Genomic DNA, 14,864 nt, shown 5'->3' with positions numbered 1-14,864 from the left:
AATAAACGTCATGCAGTGAGGGTCCAGCTTTGAATTTCCAGAAGGTCAGATTAGGCGCGGGATTGTATTTTGTTGCCACTCCGATCGGAACGGCGCGCGACATCACGCTCAGGGCGCTGGATGTACTGGCCTCGGTTGACATGATCGCCGCCGAAGACACCCGCAGCCTGCGGCGCCTGATGGAGATTCATGGAATCCCCTTGGAAGGGCGGCGTATCCAGGCCTACCACGACCACAGCAGTGCAGGCGCGCGCCAGAAAATCCTGGACGCCCTGGCGCAGGGATTGTCGGTGGCCTACGCATCCGAAGCCGGGATGCCGCTGATTGCCGACCCCGGCTACGATCTTGGACGACAGGCGGCCGAGGCCGGGCATTCCGTGACCTGTGCCCCGGGACCTTCTGCGGCCCTGATGGCCTTGACGCTTGCCGGTTTGCCCACGGATGCGTTCTTTTTTGCAGGCTTTCTTCCCAATGCCTCGGGCGCGCGCCGCAGCCGGATAGAGGCGCTGCGCGACATACCCGGTACGCTGGTGTTCTACGAATCACCAAAGCGCGTCGCCGCCAGCCTGTCCGATCTGGCCGAGGGTCTTGGACCCGACCGTCAGGCCGCGCTGTGCCGCGAACTGACCAAGAAATTTGAAGAGGTCCGGCGCGGCACGCTTGGCGATCTGGCCGAAGCCTATCGCGGCGAAACCGTAAAGGGCGAAGTTGTCTTGCTGGTTGATCGCGGCCATTCGCAAAACGTTAAGGACTCTGACGTAGAAGAGGCTCTGAAAAGAGCCTTGGAAACCCATTCGGTTCGGGACGCGGCTGATCTTGTCTCGCAGATGTTCAAACTGCCGCGCCGCCCCCTCTATCAGAAGGCTCTGAAACTCGGGAAGGAGTGAAATGGCCAGTCGTTCGGTCAGGGGGTCAGTTTCCTACCACGCGGGTCAGTCTGCGGAACTGTGCGTTGCAGCTGATTATGAACGACGTGGTTTCACAATCACTCACCGTCGTTGGCGCGGGGCCGGTGGTGAGATCGACCTGATTGCACGCGATGCGGACGGCGTCGTGTTCATCGAAGTCAAGAAAAGCAGCAGTTTTGAAAAGGCCGCAGCGCGGATCAGCCGCCGCCAGATCAGCCGAATCTACACCTCCGCAGCCCAGTTTCTGGAGCATGAACCCAATGGGCAGCTGACGAATGTCCGAATTGACGCGGCTCTGGTCGACGCGAGCGGAGCGGTTCAAATCATCGAAAACGCCTTCGGTCAGGTTTGATCGCCATTGAACCCCCTGCCCCTCTGCGCCATGTATCAGGCGAGAAAACGAGGGATACGCCATGAAAATCGCCTTTCAGATGGACCCAATCGGGACCGTGGACATCAATGCAGACAGTTCGTTCAGGCTGGCGGAAGAGGCACAGGCCCGCGGACATCAGTTGTTTTTCTACGGACCCGATCAGCTTGCTTATCAGGAAGGTCGCATTACAGCGCTTGGCCGGGACATGACGGTACAGCGCGTTCCCGGCGATCCCGCGGTTCTGGGGCCAGAACGCGAAGTGGATCTGGCCGATTTCGACGTGATCTGGCTGCGTCAGGACCCACCGTTCGACATGCACTATATCACGTCCACGCACCTGTTGGACCGCCTGAACGGGCACGCCCTTGTGGTGAATGATCCCTTCTGGGTGCGCAACTACCCGGAAAAACTGCTGGTTCTGGATTTTCCTGACCTGACCCCGCCAACCACAATTGCGCGGGATCTGGAGACAATCAAAACCTTCAAGGAAAAACATGGCGACATCATCCTGAAGCCGCTCTACGGCAACGGCGGCGCCGGTGTGTTCCGCCTGGATACCAATGACCGCAACCTGACCTCGCTGCATGAACTTTTCACGGGCTTTTCGCGTGAACCTCTGATCGTGCAGAAATTCCTGCCCGATGTCCAAAACGGCGACAAACGCGTGATTCTGGTGGACGGGGAACCGGTTGGTGCCATCAACCGCGTTCCAGCAAAGGGCGAGACACGGTCCAACATGCATGTTGGCGGCCGGCCAGAAAAGATCGGCTTGTCCGACCGGGATCTTGAAATCTGCGCCAAAATCGGTCCGCTGCTGAAGGAAAAAGGCCAGGTGTTTGTCGGCATCGACGTGATCGGCGACTACCTGACTGAGATCAACGTCACCTCGCCCACCGGTATTCAGGAACTGGAACGGTTCGACGGGGTCAACGTCGCAGGCAAAATCTGGGACGCAATTGAGGCAAAGCTCTAGGCCATCGTCCGGGCGCTGATGCGAAAGCTCAGCGCTTCGGCCACATGGGGTTTGCGGATGTCAGGCGCGCCGTCGAGATCCGCAATCGTGCGCGCAACGCGCAGGATACGGTGGAACGCGCGGGCTGACAGTCCAAACCGTTCGGCCGCTTTCAACAGCAACTCCCTGCCTTCGGCGTCCGGCGCGGCAACTTCCTCCAGCAGCGCCCCCTCGATATCAGCGTTTTGACGCACCGACGGGTTTCCCTGAAATCGCGCTGCCTGAATGCCACGCGCCCGTTCCACGCGCGCTGCAACCACAGCCGAACTGTCACCTGACGGCGGCAGATCCAGATCGGTAAACCCGACCGGAGGAACTTCGATTCGCAGGTCAAAACGATCCATCAAAGGACCGGAAATGCGCCCCAGGTAATCCTCGCCACACATCGGAACCCGCGAACAGGCACGCGCAGGATCGCTCAGATAGCCGCATTTGCATGGGTTTGCGGCCGCAACCAGCATGAACCGGCAAGGGTATTTCACATGCGCATTCGCGCGGGCGACCATGACCTCGCCGGTTTCGATTGGCTGGCGCAAAGTTTCCAGCACGGTGCGCGGAAACTCGAGGAACTCATCCATGAACAGCACCCCGTTATGGGCCAGCGAAATCTCACCGGGTTTGGCACCCTTTCCGCCGCCGACGATGGCCGCCATCGAAGCGGTGTGGTGCGGTTCGCGAAAGGGGCGGCTGCGGTTGATGCCGCCTTCGTCCAGCAAGCCGCACAGGGACTGGATCATCGAGGTTTCCAGTGCTTCGACCGCTGTCAGCGGTGGCAGGATACCGGGCAACCGGGCGGCCAGCATTGATTTGCCCGATCCCGGTGTGCCGATCATGATCAGGTGGTGTCGCCCCGCCGCAGCAATTTCCAGCGCCCGTTTGGCGCGTTCCTGCCCCTTCACATCGCGCAGGTCTCGCGTAATGGGCGCAAGTGTCACTTCGCCGGGCTGCGCGACCGGCAATGGCGACTGACCCGAGAAATGCCGGACCACATCGCCCAGAGATTCGGCGCCGATCACTTGCGTAGCATCAACCCAGGCCGCTTCGGCGCTTGAGGCTTTGGGGCACAACAGGGAACGATCCTCGGCAGCGGCGGTCATGGCCGCAGGCAAGGCGCCGACGACGGGGACCAGCGATCCATCCAGGGACAGCTCGCCCAGCGCAACTGTGCCTTCCGCGGCATCGGCAGGAATGATCTCCAGCGCCGACAGCAGGGCCACGGCAATGGGCAGGTCGAAATGGCTGCCCTCTTTCGGTAAATCGGCGGGCGACAGGTTGATGGTGATCCGTTTGGACGGCAGGGCGATGGCCATGGAACTGAGGGCGCTGCGCACACGATCGCGCGCTTCGGACACGGCTTTGTCCGGCAGGCCTACGATCGAAAAGGCTGGCAACCCCGGTGAAACGGCGCACTGAACTTCGACCGGACGGGCATCAACCCCTTGAAATGCGACAGTGTGGGCGCGGGCAACCATTGTCTTCCTGTTTTTGGTTAACAGGACGTTGCTGCCATGGTTGCGGTTTAGGAATGGTTAACGGCGGTGTTCATTTCCCGACCATCGCCTTGAATTTCGGCCATGCTTCGGGGTCGGCGACCGTCTTGTCCCGACAAAACGCGTTGCAGAACCCCCAACTTGCGCCGTCAAGCTCCAGGAAGTGGGTGGCTACTTTGCCGGAATAGGGACAGTTTTCATTGGCGGAGGGGCCGCTTGCAACTGGCCTCGCCTGTGAAAACCCGCCGATGGGCCACGGGATTGAAGAAAGGTTCTGCGCGTAAGGAAAAGGATCGTACTGCACGGTCAACCCCATGGCCCGCCATTGCCTTACGCAAGGGTCCGAGAGCAGCTCCAGACAATAGTCGCGGCTCGCCGATGACACCGGCAGCCCATAGCCAATGATGCGGGCCGCAACTGGTGTATAGAAAACATCTGCCAGAGAATATGCGCCGAACAACGGACCCGAAGCCGCACCGGACACCGAACGGGCGTGATCCCACAATGTGTCGATGCGCTTCAGGTCTGACAGGGTCTCGGGCGAAGGGTCAAAACCCACCCAGCAGTGAAGCAGTTGCATCGGGCATTGGCTGCGTAACGCCGAAAAACCCGACACCATTTCTGTGCAAAGCCAGCGCGCGGTTGCGCGGGCCGCCGGTTCGTTGGGCCACAAGCCTGCCTCGGGGTGCCGTTCAACCAGCGTCTCGGCCATGGCCAGGCTTTCACCAACCACAGTTCCGTCCGGCAAACGCAAGGCCGGCACAAGCCGTGCCGGAGCCAGAGATTTCATGTCTTCGTCCATTGTGCCGGAATACAGACCAATCAAATGGCTTCGATAAGGCAGGCCGAATTTTTCCAGCATCAGCCATCCACGCATGGACCAGCTGGAAAACAGGCGGTCCCCGATATACAGGTCATAAGTCATGCGGCAACGATGCCGCAGGGCTTTGCATCAGTAAATCAGAGAATTGTGGGCACTCTTATCACGGAAGATGATTAATAGACCCAACCGACCATGTGCTGCCGTCCAGCGAAATCCGCGTCACCGACAGATTGTCGATCCGGTGTGAAAATGCCTGTTGCGCATCCAGATCAAGCGCGCGTTGCACCTGTGTCAGGATAACGCCGAAATGGGCGACAATGACCAGATCCGCGCCCGTGTGCGCTGCGATCAGCCGATCAATGGCCCGGTCCACCCTCAGGCGCACGTCGTTCCAGCTTTCGCCACCGGGCGGGCGTATGTCGCCGGGATTGTCCCAATAGGCAAATGCAAGTTCGGGATCTTCCGCCTCGATCTCGGCAAAGGCGCGCATCTCCCAGCGGCCAAAGTTGATTTCCCGCAAATCACGGTGATGCGGCAACCGTCTCCGCGTGCCCTGAATGGCCGTTGCCGTATCCGCCGCACGGGACAGGTCGGATGACACGATCAGAGCATCTGATGGCAGGTGCTCGTGCAACCGGTCAATCGCGGCCTGATCGCTCAGGTCAGCAGGCAGATCGGACCAGCCGACCATGGTTTTGGCATGTGTGGGCCCGTGCCTGACAAGAAACAAACGCGTCATGGCAATTGCCCCTTTAAGACCAGCGGCAACCCGGCTGTCACCTGCACGACCAGATTGGCCTGCGCGGCCAGCGCAATGTTCAGACGCCCCTGCGCCTCGCGGAACCGGCGGGCCAGCGCGTTTTCGGGCACGATGCCATGACCGACTTCGTTGGACACGACAACCAGCCGGGCCGGGCAATCGCGCAGTGCGTTCAGCAAATCCTCCTGCGCAGATTGCAGATCGGATTCTGCAAGCAAATGGTTGGTCAGCCACATGGTGGCGCAATCGATCAGACAGATCTGATCCGCTGCCAGTTCGGCCAGAACCGGGGCCAGATCCATGGGCGCCTCAATCGTGGTCCAGCCTTCCCCGCGCTGATCCAGATGGCGCTGAACCTTGGCGTGCATCTCGCCATCAAGCACTTGTGAAGTTGCAAGATAAACCCGGCTTTTTGCAGTTGAAACAACCAGTTGTTCCGCAAAGGCCGATTTCCCCGAGGCCGCCCCGCCCAGTACAAAGGTTAAATCGGAGCTCACGATCCCTACCTTTCAAATGATCCATCTGGTCTTTCTGTGCGTATCGACACCAGGTCGGCATGGCAAGCCCGGCCCGCGCCTGTGAAAGGGGAGATTTGCATGGCACTGGATAACGCAAAAGACTTTTCGATGTCCCGGCAGGCAATGAAAGCCGAGCTGCTGGACGCTGAAACCGAACTTCGGCTGGCTTATGCATGGCGGGATGAACGAGATGAGCAGGCGCTGCATCGCCTGATCACCGCCTATATGCGGTTGGCGATTTCAATGGCCGCCAAGTTCAAGCGCTATGGCGCGCCAATGAATGATCTGATTCAAGAGGCCGGGCTGGGCCTGATGAAAGCCGCCGACAAGTTTGATCCGGACCGCGGCGTGCGCTTTTCGACCTATGCGGTTTGGTGGATCAAGGCCAGCGTACAGGATTACGTGATGCGAAACTGGTCGATGGTGCGAACCGGATCGACCTCTTCGCAGAAATCTCTGTTCTTCAACATGCGGCGGGTTCAGGCCCGGTTGGAACGTGAAGCAGCGACCGAGGGTATGGAACTGGATCGCCATCAGCTTCACCAGATGATCGCGGCCGAAATCGGGGTCCCGCTGCGCGACGTCGAAATGATGGAGGGGCGTCTGTCCGGTTCAGATTTCTCGCTCAATGCGGTGCAGTCGGCCGATGAAGACGGGCGAGAATGGATCGACGCGCTTGAAGACGATCGCGAACAGGCCGCTGAAACCGTGGAAAGCCGTCACGACACCGAACAGCTGCGTGAATGGCTGCTGAAAGCGATGCAATCGCTGAATGAGCGCGAGCGTTTCATCGTGCGCGAGCGCAAACTGCGTGAACCTTCCCGGACACTGGAAAGCCTCGGGCAGGAGTTGGGATTGTCTAAGGAACGTGTACGTCAGCTTGAAGCCGCCGCCTTTGTGAAAATGCGCAAGAACCTTGAAGGCCAATCGCGCGAGGTGCAACACTTCATCGCATGAAACAGTTTGCGATTCTTGTTTGGGCCCTGACCCTTACCTACGGGTTGGCGCGACCCGGGCAGGCCGACGGCCTGATCCGCGATGATGTGACGTCCGCCATGCAGGCGGCGGATGTGGTCATACTGGGTGAAATTCACGACAACCCGCGCCATCACCTGGTTCAGACTCAGGCGCTTGAGGCGGTTTCGCCCTCTGCCGTTGTTTGGGAAATGGTGACGGAAGAGGGTGCCAAACGTCTGGCTCAGACGGCAGCCTCCGACCCCGAGGAATTGTCACGTATTCTGCAATGGGCCGAGTCAGGCTGGCCACCGCTCAGTATGTATTACCCCGTCTTCGAGGCAACGGATGCGCCAGTTTACGGGGCGATGGTTCCACGAAAAGCCGCCCGAACTGCCATGGAACGAGGTGCCGCCACGACGTTCGGCGCCGATGCCGCGCGCTATGGCCTGACGGTACCCCTGTCAGCCGATGATCAGGCCGCGCGCGAGGCCGATCAGCTTGCCGCACATTGCAACGCGGTTCCGACCGAGATGTTGCCCCAGATGGTTGCGATTCAACGGTTGCGGGATGCGGTCCTGACACGCGCGATCCTGCGCGCAAAGGATGAAACCGGCGGGCCGGTCGCGGTTATCACCGGCAACGGCCACGCTCGCAAAGACCGCGGTATCCCGACCTTCCTGTCGCGCCTGAGCCCCGGTCTGAAGGTTTATGTACTGGGCCAGTCCGAAGATGGCGTTATCGATGGCACGTTTGACGCCGTAATCGACAGCCCCGCTGCCGAGCGGGAAGATCCGTGCGAAGCCTTTGGTGTGCAGAATTAACAACTGGAACAACCTGCCTGCGTTGCCTAATGTCGGGGCCGACCGGGACGGGAAGGGCAGATGATGCTGGCATCCAAACGCATATTGCTGATCATTGGCGGCGGGATTGCGGCTTACAAGTCGCTGGACCTGATCCGGCGGCTGAAAGAACGCGGTGCGGCGGTGACTCCGGTCCTGACGGGCGCAGCAGAAGAATTCGTGACGCCCTTGTCCGTGTCCGCTCTGGCCGGAGACAAACTCTACCGAGATCTGTTCGATCTGACGGATGAGGCCGAGATGGGCCATATCCAGTTGTCCCGTTCTGCTGACCTGATCGTAGTGGCTCCGGCAACGGCGGATCTGATGGGCAAGATGGCTGCTGGGCTCGCTAATGATCTGGCCTCGACCCTGTTGATGGCAACGGATACGCCCGTGCTGTGCGCACCCGGCATGAATGTGCGTATGTGGGATCATCCCGCGACGCAACGCAACCTAAGGCAATTGCAGGCCGATGGCGTCCGGTTCGTCGGTCCGAACGAAGGCGATATGGCTTGCGGCGAGTTCGGACCGGGCCGCATGTCGGAACCTCTGGAGATCGTGGCCGCGATCGAGGCCGCATTGGGCAATGGCCCCCTGTCCGGCAAGCGTATTCTGGTTACGTCGGGACCGACCCACGAACCCATCGACCCGGTGCGCTATATCGCCAACCGGTCGTCTGGCGCGCAAGGCACGGCCGTGGCCCGCGCGCTGGCATCCCTGGGGGCCGAAGTGATCTTTGTGACCGGCCCCGCAGATGTTCCCCCGCCCGATAACGTGCAGGTCATCCCAGTGGAAACCGCGCGCCAGATGTCCGATGCGGTCGATGCAGCCCTGCCTGTCGATGCCGGCGTGTTTGCCGCAGCCGTGGCTGACTGGCGCGTGGCCAGCGCGTCCGATCGGAAGCTGAAGAAAAGCCGCGACGGCCTGCCGGCGCTGGAGTTTGCCGAAAACCCTGACATCCTGAAACGTGTGTCGCACATGACGGAAGGGCGGCCCAGACTGGTTGTCGGCTTTGCCGCCGAAACCAATGACGTAGTCGAAAATGCGACGGCCAAACGCACGCGCAAAGGATGCGACTGGATCGTCGCGAACGATGTCAGCCCCGCGACGGGCATTATGGGCGGTTCGGAAAATGCCGTGACCCTCATCTCGCAAGATGGGGCCGAAAGCTGGCCTCGCATGGGCAAGGATGAAGTGGCCCGGAAACTGGCCGCCAAAATCGCCGACGCTTTGACAGAATAAGATACCGGCCCCGCGTGGCACGGCAAGAGGTGCAGCAATGGTAGCAATTCGTGTAATCCGTGAAGATGGAGCGGACCCTTCGGTTCCCCTGCCCTCGTATGAAACATCGGGCGCGGCGGGCGCGGACGTGCGGGCCAATCTGCCGGGTGGCGCGCCGATCCGGCTTGAACCGGGTCAGCGGGCACTGGTGCCGACCGGGCTGCGGATCGAAATTCCCAACGGGTATGAGGTGCAGGTGCGCCCCCGTTCCGGGCTTGCGCTGAAACACGGAATTACCTTGCCAAACACGCCCGGCACCATCGACAGCGACTATCGCGGCCCGTTGGGTGTGATCGTTCTGAATGCTGGGCAGGATGTGTTCGAGATCACGCATGGCGAACGCATTGCGCAACTTGTGGTGGCCCCGGTTGTGCAGGCCGTGTTCGAGGCCGCGGTTGCCCTGTCCGACACCGAACGCGGGGCAAGTGGCTTCGGTTCGACCGGGCGCGGCTGATGATACTGGTTCTGGGGCTTGCCGCCGGGCTTTGGGGCATCGGGTATTTTGCCGGAGTTTCACGCGGGGCGCGGAATGTATCCGTTGCCGTATTGTTGGCCGGGGTCATCATTGCCCAACTGGTGCTGCCGGATGGAAACCCGCTAAGGCAGGCGACCGGCGGATCGGCGGCCGTCTGGCTGATCCTGGGTGGCGCGGCCGGTCTTGCTCTGATTTATGGCAGGTTGTTGAGGATGCTGCGCGCTCGCGCAGCGCCTGCCAAGGAGCCTGCCATGCCATCCGATCAATTTAGCGAAACCGAACTTGACCGCTACGCACGCCACATCGTTCTGCGCGAACTGGGCGGACCCGGACAGAAACGGCTGAAAAAGGCGCGGGTTCTGGTCATTGGTGCCGGCGGGCTTGGCGCCCCGGCCCTGCAATATCTGGCAGCGGCAGGTGTCGGCACAATCGGCGTGATCGACGATGATGAGGTCGAAAACGCCAACCTGCAGCGGCAGGTAATCCATCGGGACGCGGATATCGGCATGCCCAAAGTGTTTTCCGCCCAACAGGCGATGGAGGCGCAGAACCCGAATGTGGTGGTCCTGCCCTATCATCGCCGCCTGACAAACGACATCGCCGAAGAACTGTTCCGCGACTTTGACCTGATCCTGGACGGTACCGACAATTTCGACACTCGCTATCTGGCCAACCGAACGGCAGTCGCGCTTGGCAAGCCACTGATCTCGGGCGCGCTGTCGCAATGGGAGGGGCAACTGAGCGTCTTTGATCCGGCCACGGATGGCCCCTGCTATCAATGCATTTTCCCCGAAGCCCCCGCCCCCGGGCTGGCTCCTTCCTGTGCCGAAGCGGGTGTCGTTGGCCCCCTACCCGGTGTGGTCGGATCCATGATGGCGGTGGAAGCCATCAAGGTCATCACTAGCGCGGGGCAGGCCTTGCGCGGCGAGATGCTGATCTATGACGCGCTTTACGGCGAAAGCCGCAAGATCACCCTGTTCAAACGCGACGATTGCCCGATCTGCGCAAGCGCAGCGGTTTAACCCAATCCGCCGCGCGCCAGCGGCGCGCGGCCCGGCCCAACCCCGCCGGGGCACGTCTTTGATGTGTCCCGCGGGGGCGGGAGCCTAATGCTGGCCCAATGCCCGATCCAGATCGGCGATCAGGTCTTCGGCGTCTTCCAGCCCGACAGACAGGCGGAAAATCCCGTCGCCGGCATAGGCGCGGTAGTCCTCAAGCTGCGCACCACTCAGCCGGAAGGACGTTTCCATCAGGCCATCGGTTCCCATCCAGAAAATCAGGCTGCGATGATGCCCCAGCGACACCGCGTAGTGAATCACCTCAAGCCGCTCGATCATCTGCTGCGCGATACGTTCACCATCAGCGGCGCGGCCGACCTGAAACGAGATCATGCCGGATTTGTTCGACATCTGCCGTGCCGCCAGATCCGATTGCGGATGCGAGGCCAGACCCGGATAGATGACTTTCGTGACACGTGGGTCGTCTTCCAGCCATTGCGCCACAGCCATTGCACCCGCCTCATGCGCTTTCATCCGCAACGGCAGGGTCGTAGCCCCGCGCGCGATCAGCCAGGCGTTGAAGGGGGACAAAACGCCTCCATGATGAATACCTGCCTCGATCCGCATTTTCGCGATCAGCTCGGCGGACCCGGCAACGGCGCCGCCAATCGCATCACCATGGCCGCCGATATATTTGGTAATCGAATGCATCGTCAGATCAACGCCAAGACCCACCGTGTCCATGCCCAACGGCGATGCAAAGGTCGCATCACAGCTGAGCAACGCCCCGGCGTCACGCGCCAGTTTCGAGACGGCGGCCAGATCGGTCAGGCGACCGATCGGGTTCACCGGCGTTTCCGTGTGGATCAGGCGGGTGTTGGGGCGAATTGCGGCCGCCACCGAGGCCGGATCGGACATGTTGACCGCCGAGACTTCGATCCCCATACGCGGCAAAGTCTCGCGTGCCAGTTCCGCGACCCCTGCATAAGAAACATCCGACACGATCAGATGATCTCCGGCGGACAGAAAGGTGAAAAAGATCGCTGACGCAGAAGCCATCCCGGACGCGCTTGCCAGACAGGCTTCAGTCCCCTGCAACGCGGCAATCTTGGCCTCCAGACCCGCGACCGTCGGGTTCGCCCAGCGCGAATAGACAAACGGGCTGTCCGGCGTCAGGTCATGGGCCGAAAAACCCGCCAGATCCTCGGTCACATAGGTCGAGCTCATGTGGATCGGCGGAGCAGACGCGTTGGTCGAAGCATCCGGCGGATCGCCTGCGTGGATGGCCCTGGTCATGATCCCGGCGGGACGGTTCGGCTTGGTCATATCCTGTCTCCCTTTGCCGACGACCCTGCGTGCGCCACGCTGCCGATGCAAGCCGGATTGCGACTTTTTCAGGCGACTTGCGCGCCCGCCCTCTGGACCATCACAGGCAGGCTGCCTACCTTGTCAGACAAAGGAGATCTGAATGACCAACCCGATCCTGTCCGACTGGAACACCCCCTTTGCAATCGCCCCATTTGCCGAGATTTCGGACGATGATTTTGCCCCGGCGCTGGATCAGGCATTGGCCGCGCACACCGCCCAGATCGATACCATCGCGACGAATCCGGACGCCCCGACATTCGCCAATACAATCGAGGCACTCGAAGCCGCCGGGGAACAGCTGGACAAAGTTCTGGCGGTCTTTTTTACCGTCGCAGGTGCGGACAGCAACCCGGCGCGCGAAGCCCTGCAGCGCGATTTCTCACCCAAACTGGCGGCCCATTTTTCCGCGATCTCATCCAACAAACCTCTGTTTCAGCGGGTCGCCGATCTTTGGGCGTGGCGCGGTGAATTGGGCCTGACCGACGAACAGGCGCGTGTCCTGATGCTGACCCATCGCGGTTTTGTGCGCGCGGGTGCGGCGTTGCAGGGTGATGACGATACCCGCATGCAGGAAATCAAATCCCGCCTGGCCACGCTGGGCACATCCTTCACCCAGAACCTGCTGGCGGATGAAAGGGACTGGTTCATGGAGTTGACCGAGGGTGATCTGGCCAGTCTGCCCGGTTTTGTCACCGATGCCGCCCGTGCGGCCGGCAAGGAGAAAGGGCTGGATGGCCCGGTTGTGACCCTGTCACGGTCCTTGATCGTGCCGTTTCTGCAATTCTCGCCCCGCCGCGATCTGCGCGAAAAGGCGTATCTCGCGTGGGCGGCGCGTGGTGCGAAAGGCGGGGAAACCGACAACCGCGAGATTGCCGCTGAAATCCTTTCGTTGCGCGGAGAACGCGCTACGCTGCTGGGTTATGGCAGCTTTGCCGATTACAAACTGGAAACGGAAATGGCCCGGACGCCGGATAGGGTGCGGGACCTGCTGATGCAGGTTTGGAAGCCTGCTAAGGCGCGCGCAGATGCCGATGCCAAAACCCTGACGCAAATGATGCAGGAGGACGGGGTCAACGGGCCGCTGGAAGCCTGGGACTGGCGGTATTACGCGGAAAAACGGCGCAAGGCCGAGCATGATCTGGATGAGGCCGCGCTCAAGCCGTATCTGCAGTTGGAGCGTATGATCGAGGCGTCCTTTGCCTGCGCCAATCGGCTGTTCGGGCTGGAATTCAAGCCGCTGGATGTCCCGCTCTATCACCCCGATTGCCGCGCATGGGAGGTGACGCGCGATGGCAAGCATATCGCGGTGTTCATCGGGGACTACTTCGCGCGCGGTTCCAAACGGTCCGGTGCCTGGTGCAGCGCAATGCGCGCGCAGGCGAAATTCCCCAAGGAACAGGCGCCAGTTGTCATTAATGTCTGCAACTTCGCCAAAGGCGACCCGGCGCTGCTGTCCTACGACGACGCGCGCACCCTGTTTCACGAATTTGGCCATGCCCTTCATCAGATGCTGTCGAATGTGACCTATGAAAGCATCTCGGGCACAAGCGTTGCGCGGGACTTTGTGGAACTGCCCAGCCAGCTTTACGAACACTGGCTGGAAGTGCCCGAGGTACTGGCAGAATACGCAACGCATGCAGAAACCGGCGAACCGATGCCGCAGGACATGTTGGAGAAGGTACTGAAAGCGGCCAATTTCGATCAGGGCTTTCAAACCGTGGAATATGTCGCCTCGGCTCTGGTCGACCTGGCATTCCACGACGGCGCGGCCCCAGCCGACCCGATGGCGAAACAGGCCGAAGTTCTGGCCGAAATCGGAATGCCGCGCGCCATCGGAATGCGCCACGCCACTCCGCATTTCGCGCATGTCTTTTCCGGGGACGGATACAGTTCCGGCTACTACAGCTATATGTGGTCCGAAGTTATGGATGCCGACGCTTTTGCGGCATTTGAGGAGGCGGGCAGCGCCTTCGATCCCGATCGCGCCCAGGCGCTTGAGGACAACATCCTGTCCACCGGAGGCTCACGCGAGGCCGAAGACCTGTATCTCGCCTTCCGTGGCCGCCTACCGGGTGTCGAGGCACTGCTGAAAGGGCGGGGCCTGATCGCCGCCTGAACTGGATGGGTCGTCAGTACCCCAACTGGCGATCCACCAGATGCAGGAAGGGCTCACCTGCCTCACCGCGCCGGATGTTTTCGCAAATGACCTGCGCGGCAGTGATCTCGCGGGTTTCGGACGCGATATGAGGTGTCACAGTCACGTTGGGATGTGCCCAGTACGGATGCTCGGGCGGCAGTGGTTCGGTCCGGAACACGTCCAGCGTGGCATGACCCACTTGCCCTGAATTCAACGCATCCAGCAGGGCATCATCGTCGATCAACGGCCCGCGACCCGGGTTGAGGATCCGTGCACCTTTGGGCAACAGGGCCAGCGTTTCCGCGTTCAGCGTGTTTTCCGTCGCTGCCGTATCGGGCAGCAGCAGAACCACAATTTCTGCCTGAGACAGCGCCCTTTTCAATCCCTTCTGCCCATGCAGACAAGTCACGCCGTCGACGTCCTTGGGCGTGCGGCTCCAACCGGTAACATTGAAATTCAGCGCGGCCAGTGCCTTGGCGCAGGCCAGCCCCAAAGCGCCCAGACCCAAAACCGTTACATGCCGTTGCTGCGCGAGCGGCGGTGCTTCGGGCGTCCAGACGCCGTCCTGGACGGTGATGTGACGATCCATCCCCAGATGGTAGCGCAGCACATGCCCGACGACCCATTCTGTCATGCCTTGCGTCAGCCCGTGATCGACCATCCGGGCCAGCGGCACGGTCAGGGTTTCATTGTCCGCGATACTCTCGATCCCGGCCCACAGGCTGAGTACAGCCTTGAGCCGACTGAAGGGCCCGAAATCCCGCAATCCGCCCGTCGGTCCGTAAACCACGTAGTCGACCTGTTCCGGTGAAATCTCTGGCGACAACTCAAACTCCAGCCCGGCTTCGGACAGGCCCTGGCGCAGCAACGGCTCATAAACCGGCCAAAGCCCGGGACGTGCGGAAAACAGGACATTCACTGTCAT

15 protein-coding genes are annotated in these 14,864 nt (G+C 61.0%); 9 read left to right on the top strand and 6 right to left on the bottom strand.

Going from position 1 to position 14,864, the window contains the following annotated elements; all coding sequences use genetic code 11:
• The first annotated feature begins 29 nt into the window (after nucleotides 1-29).
• The 3 genes from rsmI to gshB all read left to right on the top strand — a co-directional run bounded on the left by rsmI (nucleotide 30) and on the right by gshB (nucleotide 2,254).
• Nucleotides 30-887, top strand: a complete 858-nt coding sequence (gene rsmI / locus ACR0J8_RS20315; protein WP_480527001.1) for a 16S rRNA (cytidine(1402)-2'-O)-methyltransferase — start codon at nucleotides 30-32, stop codon at nucleotides 885-887.
• Between the two features lies 1 nt (nucleotide 888).
• The gene (locus ACR0J8_RS20310) at nucleotides 889-1,260 is read left to right on the top strand and encodes a YraN family protein (RefSeq protein WP_480891986.1); all 372 of its coding nucleotides are present in this window, start codon (nucleotides 889-891) and stop codon (nucleotides 1,258-1,260) included.
• A gap of 61 nt (nucleotides 1,261-1,321) precedes the next feature.
• Entirely contained in the window at nucleotides 1,322-2,254 is a 933-nt protein-coding gene (gene gshB / locus ACR0J8_RS20305) for a glutathione synthase (protein ID WP_170805755.1), read from the top strand.
• On the opposite strand, the gene ACR0J8_RS20300 is transcribed toward gshB, so the two are convergent.
• The 4 genes from ACR0J8_RS20300 to cobU form a co-directional block, all read right to left on the bottom strand.
• Nucleotides 2,251-3,765 (bottom strand): YifB family Mg chelatase-like AAA ATPase, encoded by a 1,515-nt coding sequence (locus ACR0J8_RS20300; protein WP_480891984.1) that lies wholly within the window; start codon nucleotides 3,763-3,765, stop codon nucleotides 2,251-2,253. The genes gshB and ACR0J8_RS20300 overlap by 4 nt on opposite strands.
• A 70-nt stretch (nucleotides 3,766-3,835) precedes the next feature.
• A complete protein-coding gene (locus ACR0J8_RS20295) occupies nucleotides 3,836-4,708 on the bottom strand; it encodes a glutathione S-transferase N-terminal domain-containing protein (protein ID WP_480526996.1) in 873 nt (290 codons plus the stop codon).
• A gap of 58 nt (nucleotides 4,709-4,766) precedes the next feature.
• Nucleotides 4,767-5,345 carry a histidine phosphatase family protein gene (locus ACR0J8_RS20290; RefSeq protein WP_480526994.1) on the bottom strand — a complete coding sequence of 193 codons (579 nt, stop codon included), beginning with the start codon at nucleotides 5,343-5,345 and terminating at the stop codon, nucleotides 4,767-4,769.
• On the bottom strand, nucleotides 5,342-5,863 hold the full coding sequence (gene cobU, locus ACR0J8_RS20285) for a bifunctional adenosylcobinamide kinase/adenosylcobinamide-phosphate guanylyltransferase (RefSeq protein ID WP_480526992.1): 522 nt from the start codon (nucleotides 5,861-5,863) through the stop codon (nucleotides 5,342-5,344). Before cobU ends, ACR0J8_RS20290 begins: the two co-directional genes overlap by 4 nt.
• Before the next feature lie 99 nt (nucleotides 5,864-5,962).
• On the opposite strand from cobU, the gene ACR0J8_RS20280 reads away from it, so the two are divergent.
• The 5 genes from ACR0J8_RS20280 (at nucleotide 5,963) to ACR0J8_RS20260 (ending at nucleotide 10,458) form a co-directional block, all read left to right on the top strand.
• Entirely contained in the window at nucleotides 5,963-6,841 is an 879-nt protein-coding gene (locus ACR0J8_RS20280) for an RNA polymerase factor sigma-32 (protein WP_170615711.1), read from the top strand.
• The gene (locus tag ACR0J8_RS20275; RefSeq protein WP_480526990.1) at nucleotides 6,838-7,662 is read left to right on the top strand and encodes a ChaN family lipoprotein; all 825 of its coding nucleotides are present in this window, start codon (nucleotides 6,838-6,840) and stop codon (nucleotides 7,660-7,662) included. The genes ACR0J8_RS20280 and ACR0J8_RS20275 overlap by 4 nt, the downstream gene beginning before the upstream one ends.
• A 63-nt stretch (nucleotides 7,663-7,725) precedes the next feature.
• Nucleotides 7,726-8,922, top strand: a complete 1,197-nt coding sequence (coaBC, locus tag ACR0J8_RS20270; RefSeq protein ID WP_480527051.1) for a bifunctional phosphopantothenoylcysteine decarboxylase/phosphopantothenate--cysteine ligase CoaBC — start codon at nucleotides 7,726-7,728, stop codon at nucleotides 8,920-8,922.
• A 37-nt stretch (nucleotides 8,923-8,959) separates the two neighbouring features.
• On the top strand, nucleotides 8,960-9,415 hold the full coding sequence (gene dut / locus ACR0J8_RS20265; RefSeq protein WP_170615717.1) for a dUTP diphosphatase: 456 nt from the start codon (nucleotides 8,960-8,962) through the stop codon (nucleotides 9,413-9,415).
• Nucleotides 9,415-10,458 carry a HesA/MoeB/ThiF family protein gene (locus tag ACR0J8_RS20260; RefSeq protein WP_480526988.1) on the top strand — a complete coding sequence of 348 codons (1,044 nt, stop codon included), beginning with the start codon at nucleotides 9,415-9,417 and terminating at the stop codon, nucleotides 10,456-10,458. Before dut ends, ACR0J8_RS20260 begins: the two co-directional genes overlap by 1 nt.
• A gap of 84 nt (nucleotides 10,459-10,542) precedes the next feature.
• Here ACR0J8_RS20260 and ACR0J8_RS20255 read toward each other — a convergent pair whose 3' ends face one another.
• Complete coding sequence (locus ACR0J8_RS20255) at nucleotides 10,543-11,760, bottom strand: trans-sulfuration enzyme family protein (protein WP_480526986.1); 1,218 nt, start codon at nucleotides 11,758-11,760, stop codon at nucleotides 10,543-10,545.
• A 142-nt stretch (nucleotides 11,761-11,902) separates the two neighbouring features.
• Here ACR0J8_RS20255 and ACR0J8_RS20250 point away from each other — a divergent pair, with 142 nt between their 5' ends.
• Nucleotides 11,903-13,918 (top strand): M3 family metallopeptidase, encoded by a 2,016-nt coding sequence (locus ACR0J8_RS20250; RefSeq protein ID WP_480526984.1) that lies wholly within the window; start codon nucleotides 11,903-11,905, stop codon nucleotides 13,916-13,918.
• A 13-nt stretch (nucleotides 13,919-13,931) separates the two neighbouring features.
• Here the strand turns inward: ACR0J8_RS20250 and ACR0J8_RS20245 are convergent, their stop codons facing one another.
• A complete protein-coding gene (locus ACR0J8_RS20245; protein WP_480526983.1) occupies nucleotides 13,932-14,864 on the bottom strand; it encodes a 2-hydroxyacid dehydrogenase in 933 nt (310 codons plus the stop codon).

The organism is Ruegeria sp. N11 (assembly GCF_056531525.1).
This window is presented reverse-complemented; position numbering and strand designations above follow the sequence as displayed.

Bases quoted from the DNA above. Each gene is read 5' to 3' on its own strand.
- dut (WP_170615717.1), top strand. From the start codon at position 8,960: ATGGTAGCAATTCGTGTAATCCGTGAAGATGGAGCGGACCCTTCGGTT.
- ACR0J8_RS20290 (WP_480526994.1), bottom strand. From the start codon at position 5,345: ATGACGCGTTTGTTTCTTGTCAGGCACGGGCCCACACATGCCAAAACC.
- ACR0J8_RS20255 (WP_480526986.1), bottom strand. From the start codon at position 11,760: ATGACCAAGCCGAACCGTCCCGCCGGGATCATGACCAGGGCCATCCAC.
- ACR0J8_RS20280 (WP_170615711.1), top strand. From the start codon at position 5,963: ATGGCACTGGATAACGCAAAAGACTTTTCGATGTCCCGGCAGGCAATG.
- ACR0J8_RS20275 (WP_480526990.1), top strand. From the start codon at position 6,838: ATGAAACAGTTTGCGATTCTTGTTTGGGCCCTGACCCTTACCTACGGG.
- ACR0J8_RS20260 (WP_480526988.1), top strand. From the start codon at position 9,415: ATGATACTGGTTCTGGGGCTTGCCGCCGGGCTTTGGGGCATCGGGTAT.
- gshB (WP_170805755.1), top strand. From the start codon at position 1,322: ATGAAAATCGCCTTTCAGATGGACCCAATCGGGACCGTGGACATCAAT.
- coaBC (WP_480527051.1), top strand. From the start codon at position 7,726: ATGCTGGCATCCAAACGCATATTGCTGATCATTGGCGGCGGGATTGCG.
- ACR0J8_RS20310 (WP_480891986.1), top strand. From the start codon at position 889: ATGGCCAGTCGTTCGGTCAGGGGGTCAGTTTCCTACCACGCGGGTCAG.
- ACR0J8_RS20250 (WP_480526984.1), top strand. From the start codon at position 11,903: ATGACCAACCCGATCCTGTCCGACTGGAACACCCCCTTTGCAATCGCC.
- ACR0J8_RS20245 (WP_480526983.1), bottom strand. From the start codon at position 14,864: ATGACAGTGAATGTCCTGTTTTCCGCACGTCCCGGGCTTTGGCCGGTT.
- ACR0J8_RS20300 (WP_480891984.1), bottom strand. From the start codon at position 3,765: ATGGTTGCCCGCGCCCACACTGTCGCATTTCAAGGGGTTGATGCCCGT.
- ACR0J8_RS20295 (WP_480526996.1), bottom strand. From the start codon at position 4,708: ATGACTTATGACCTGTATATCGGGGACCGCCTGTTTTCCAGCTGGTCC.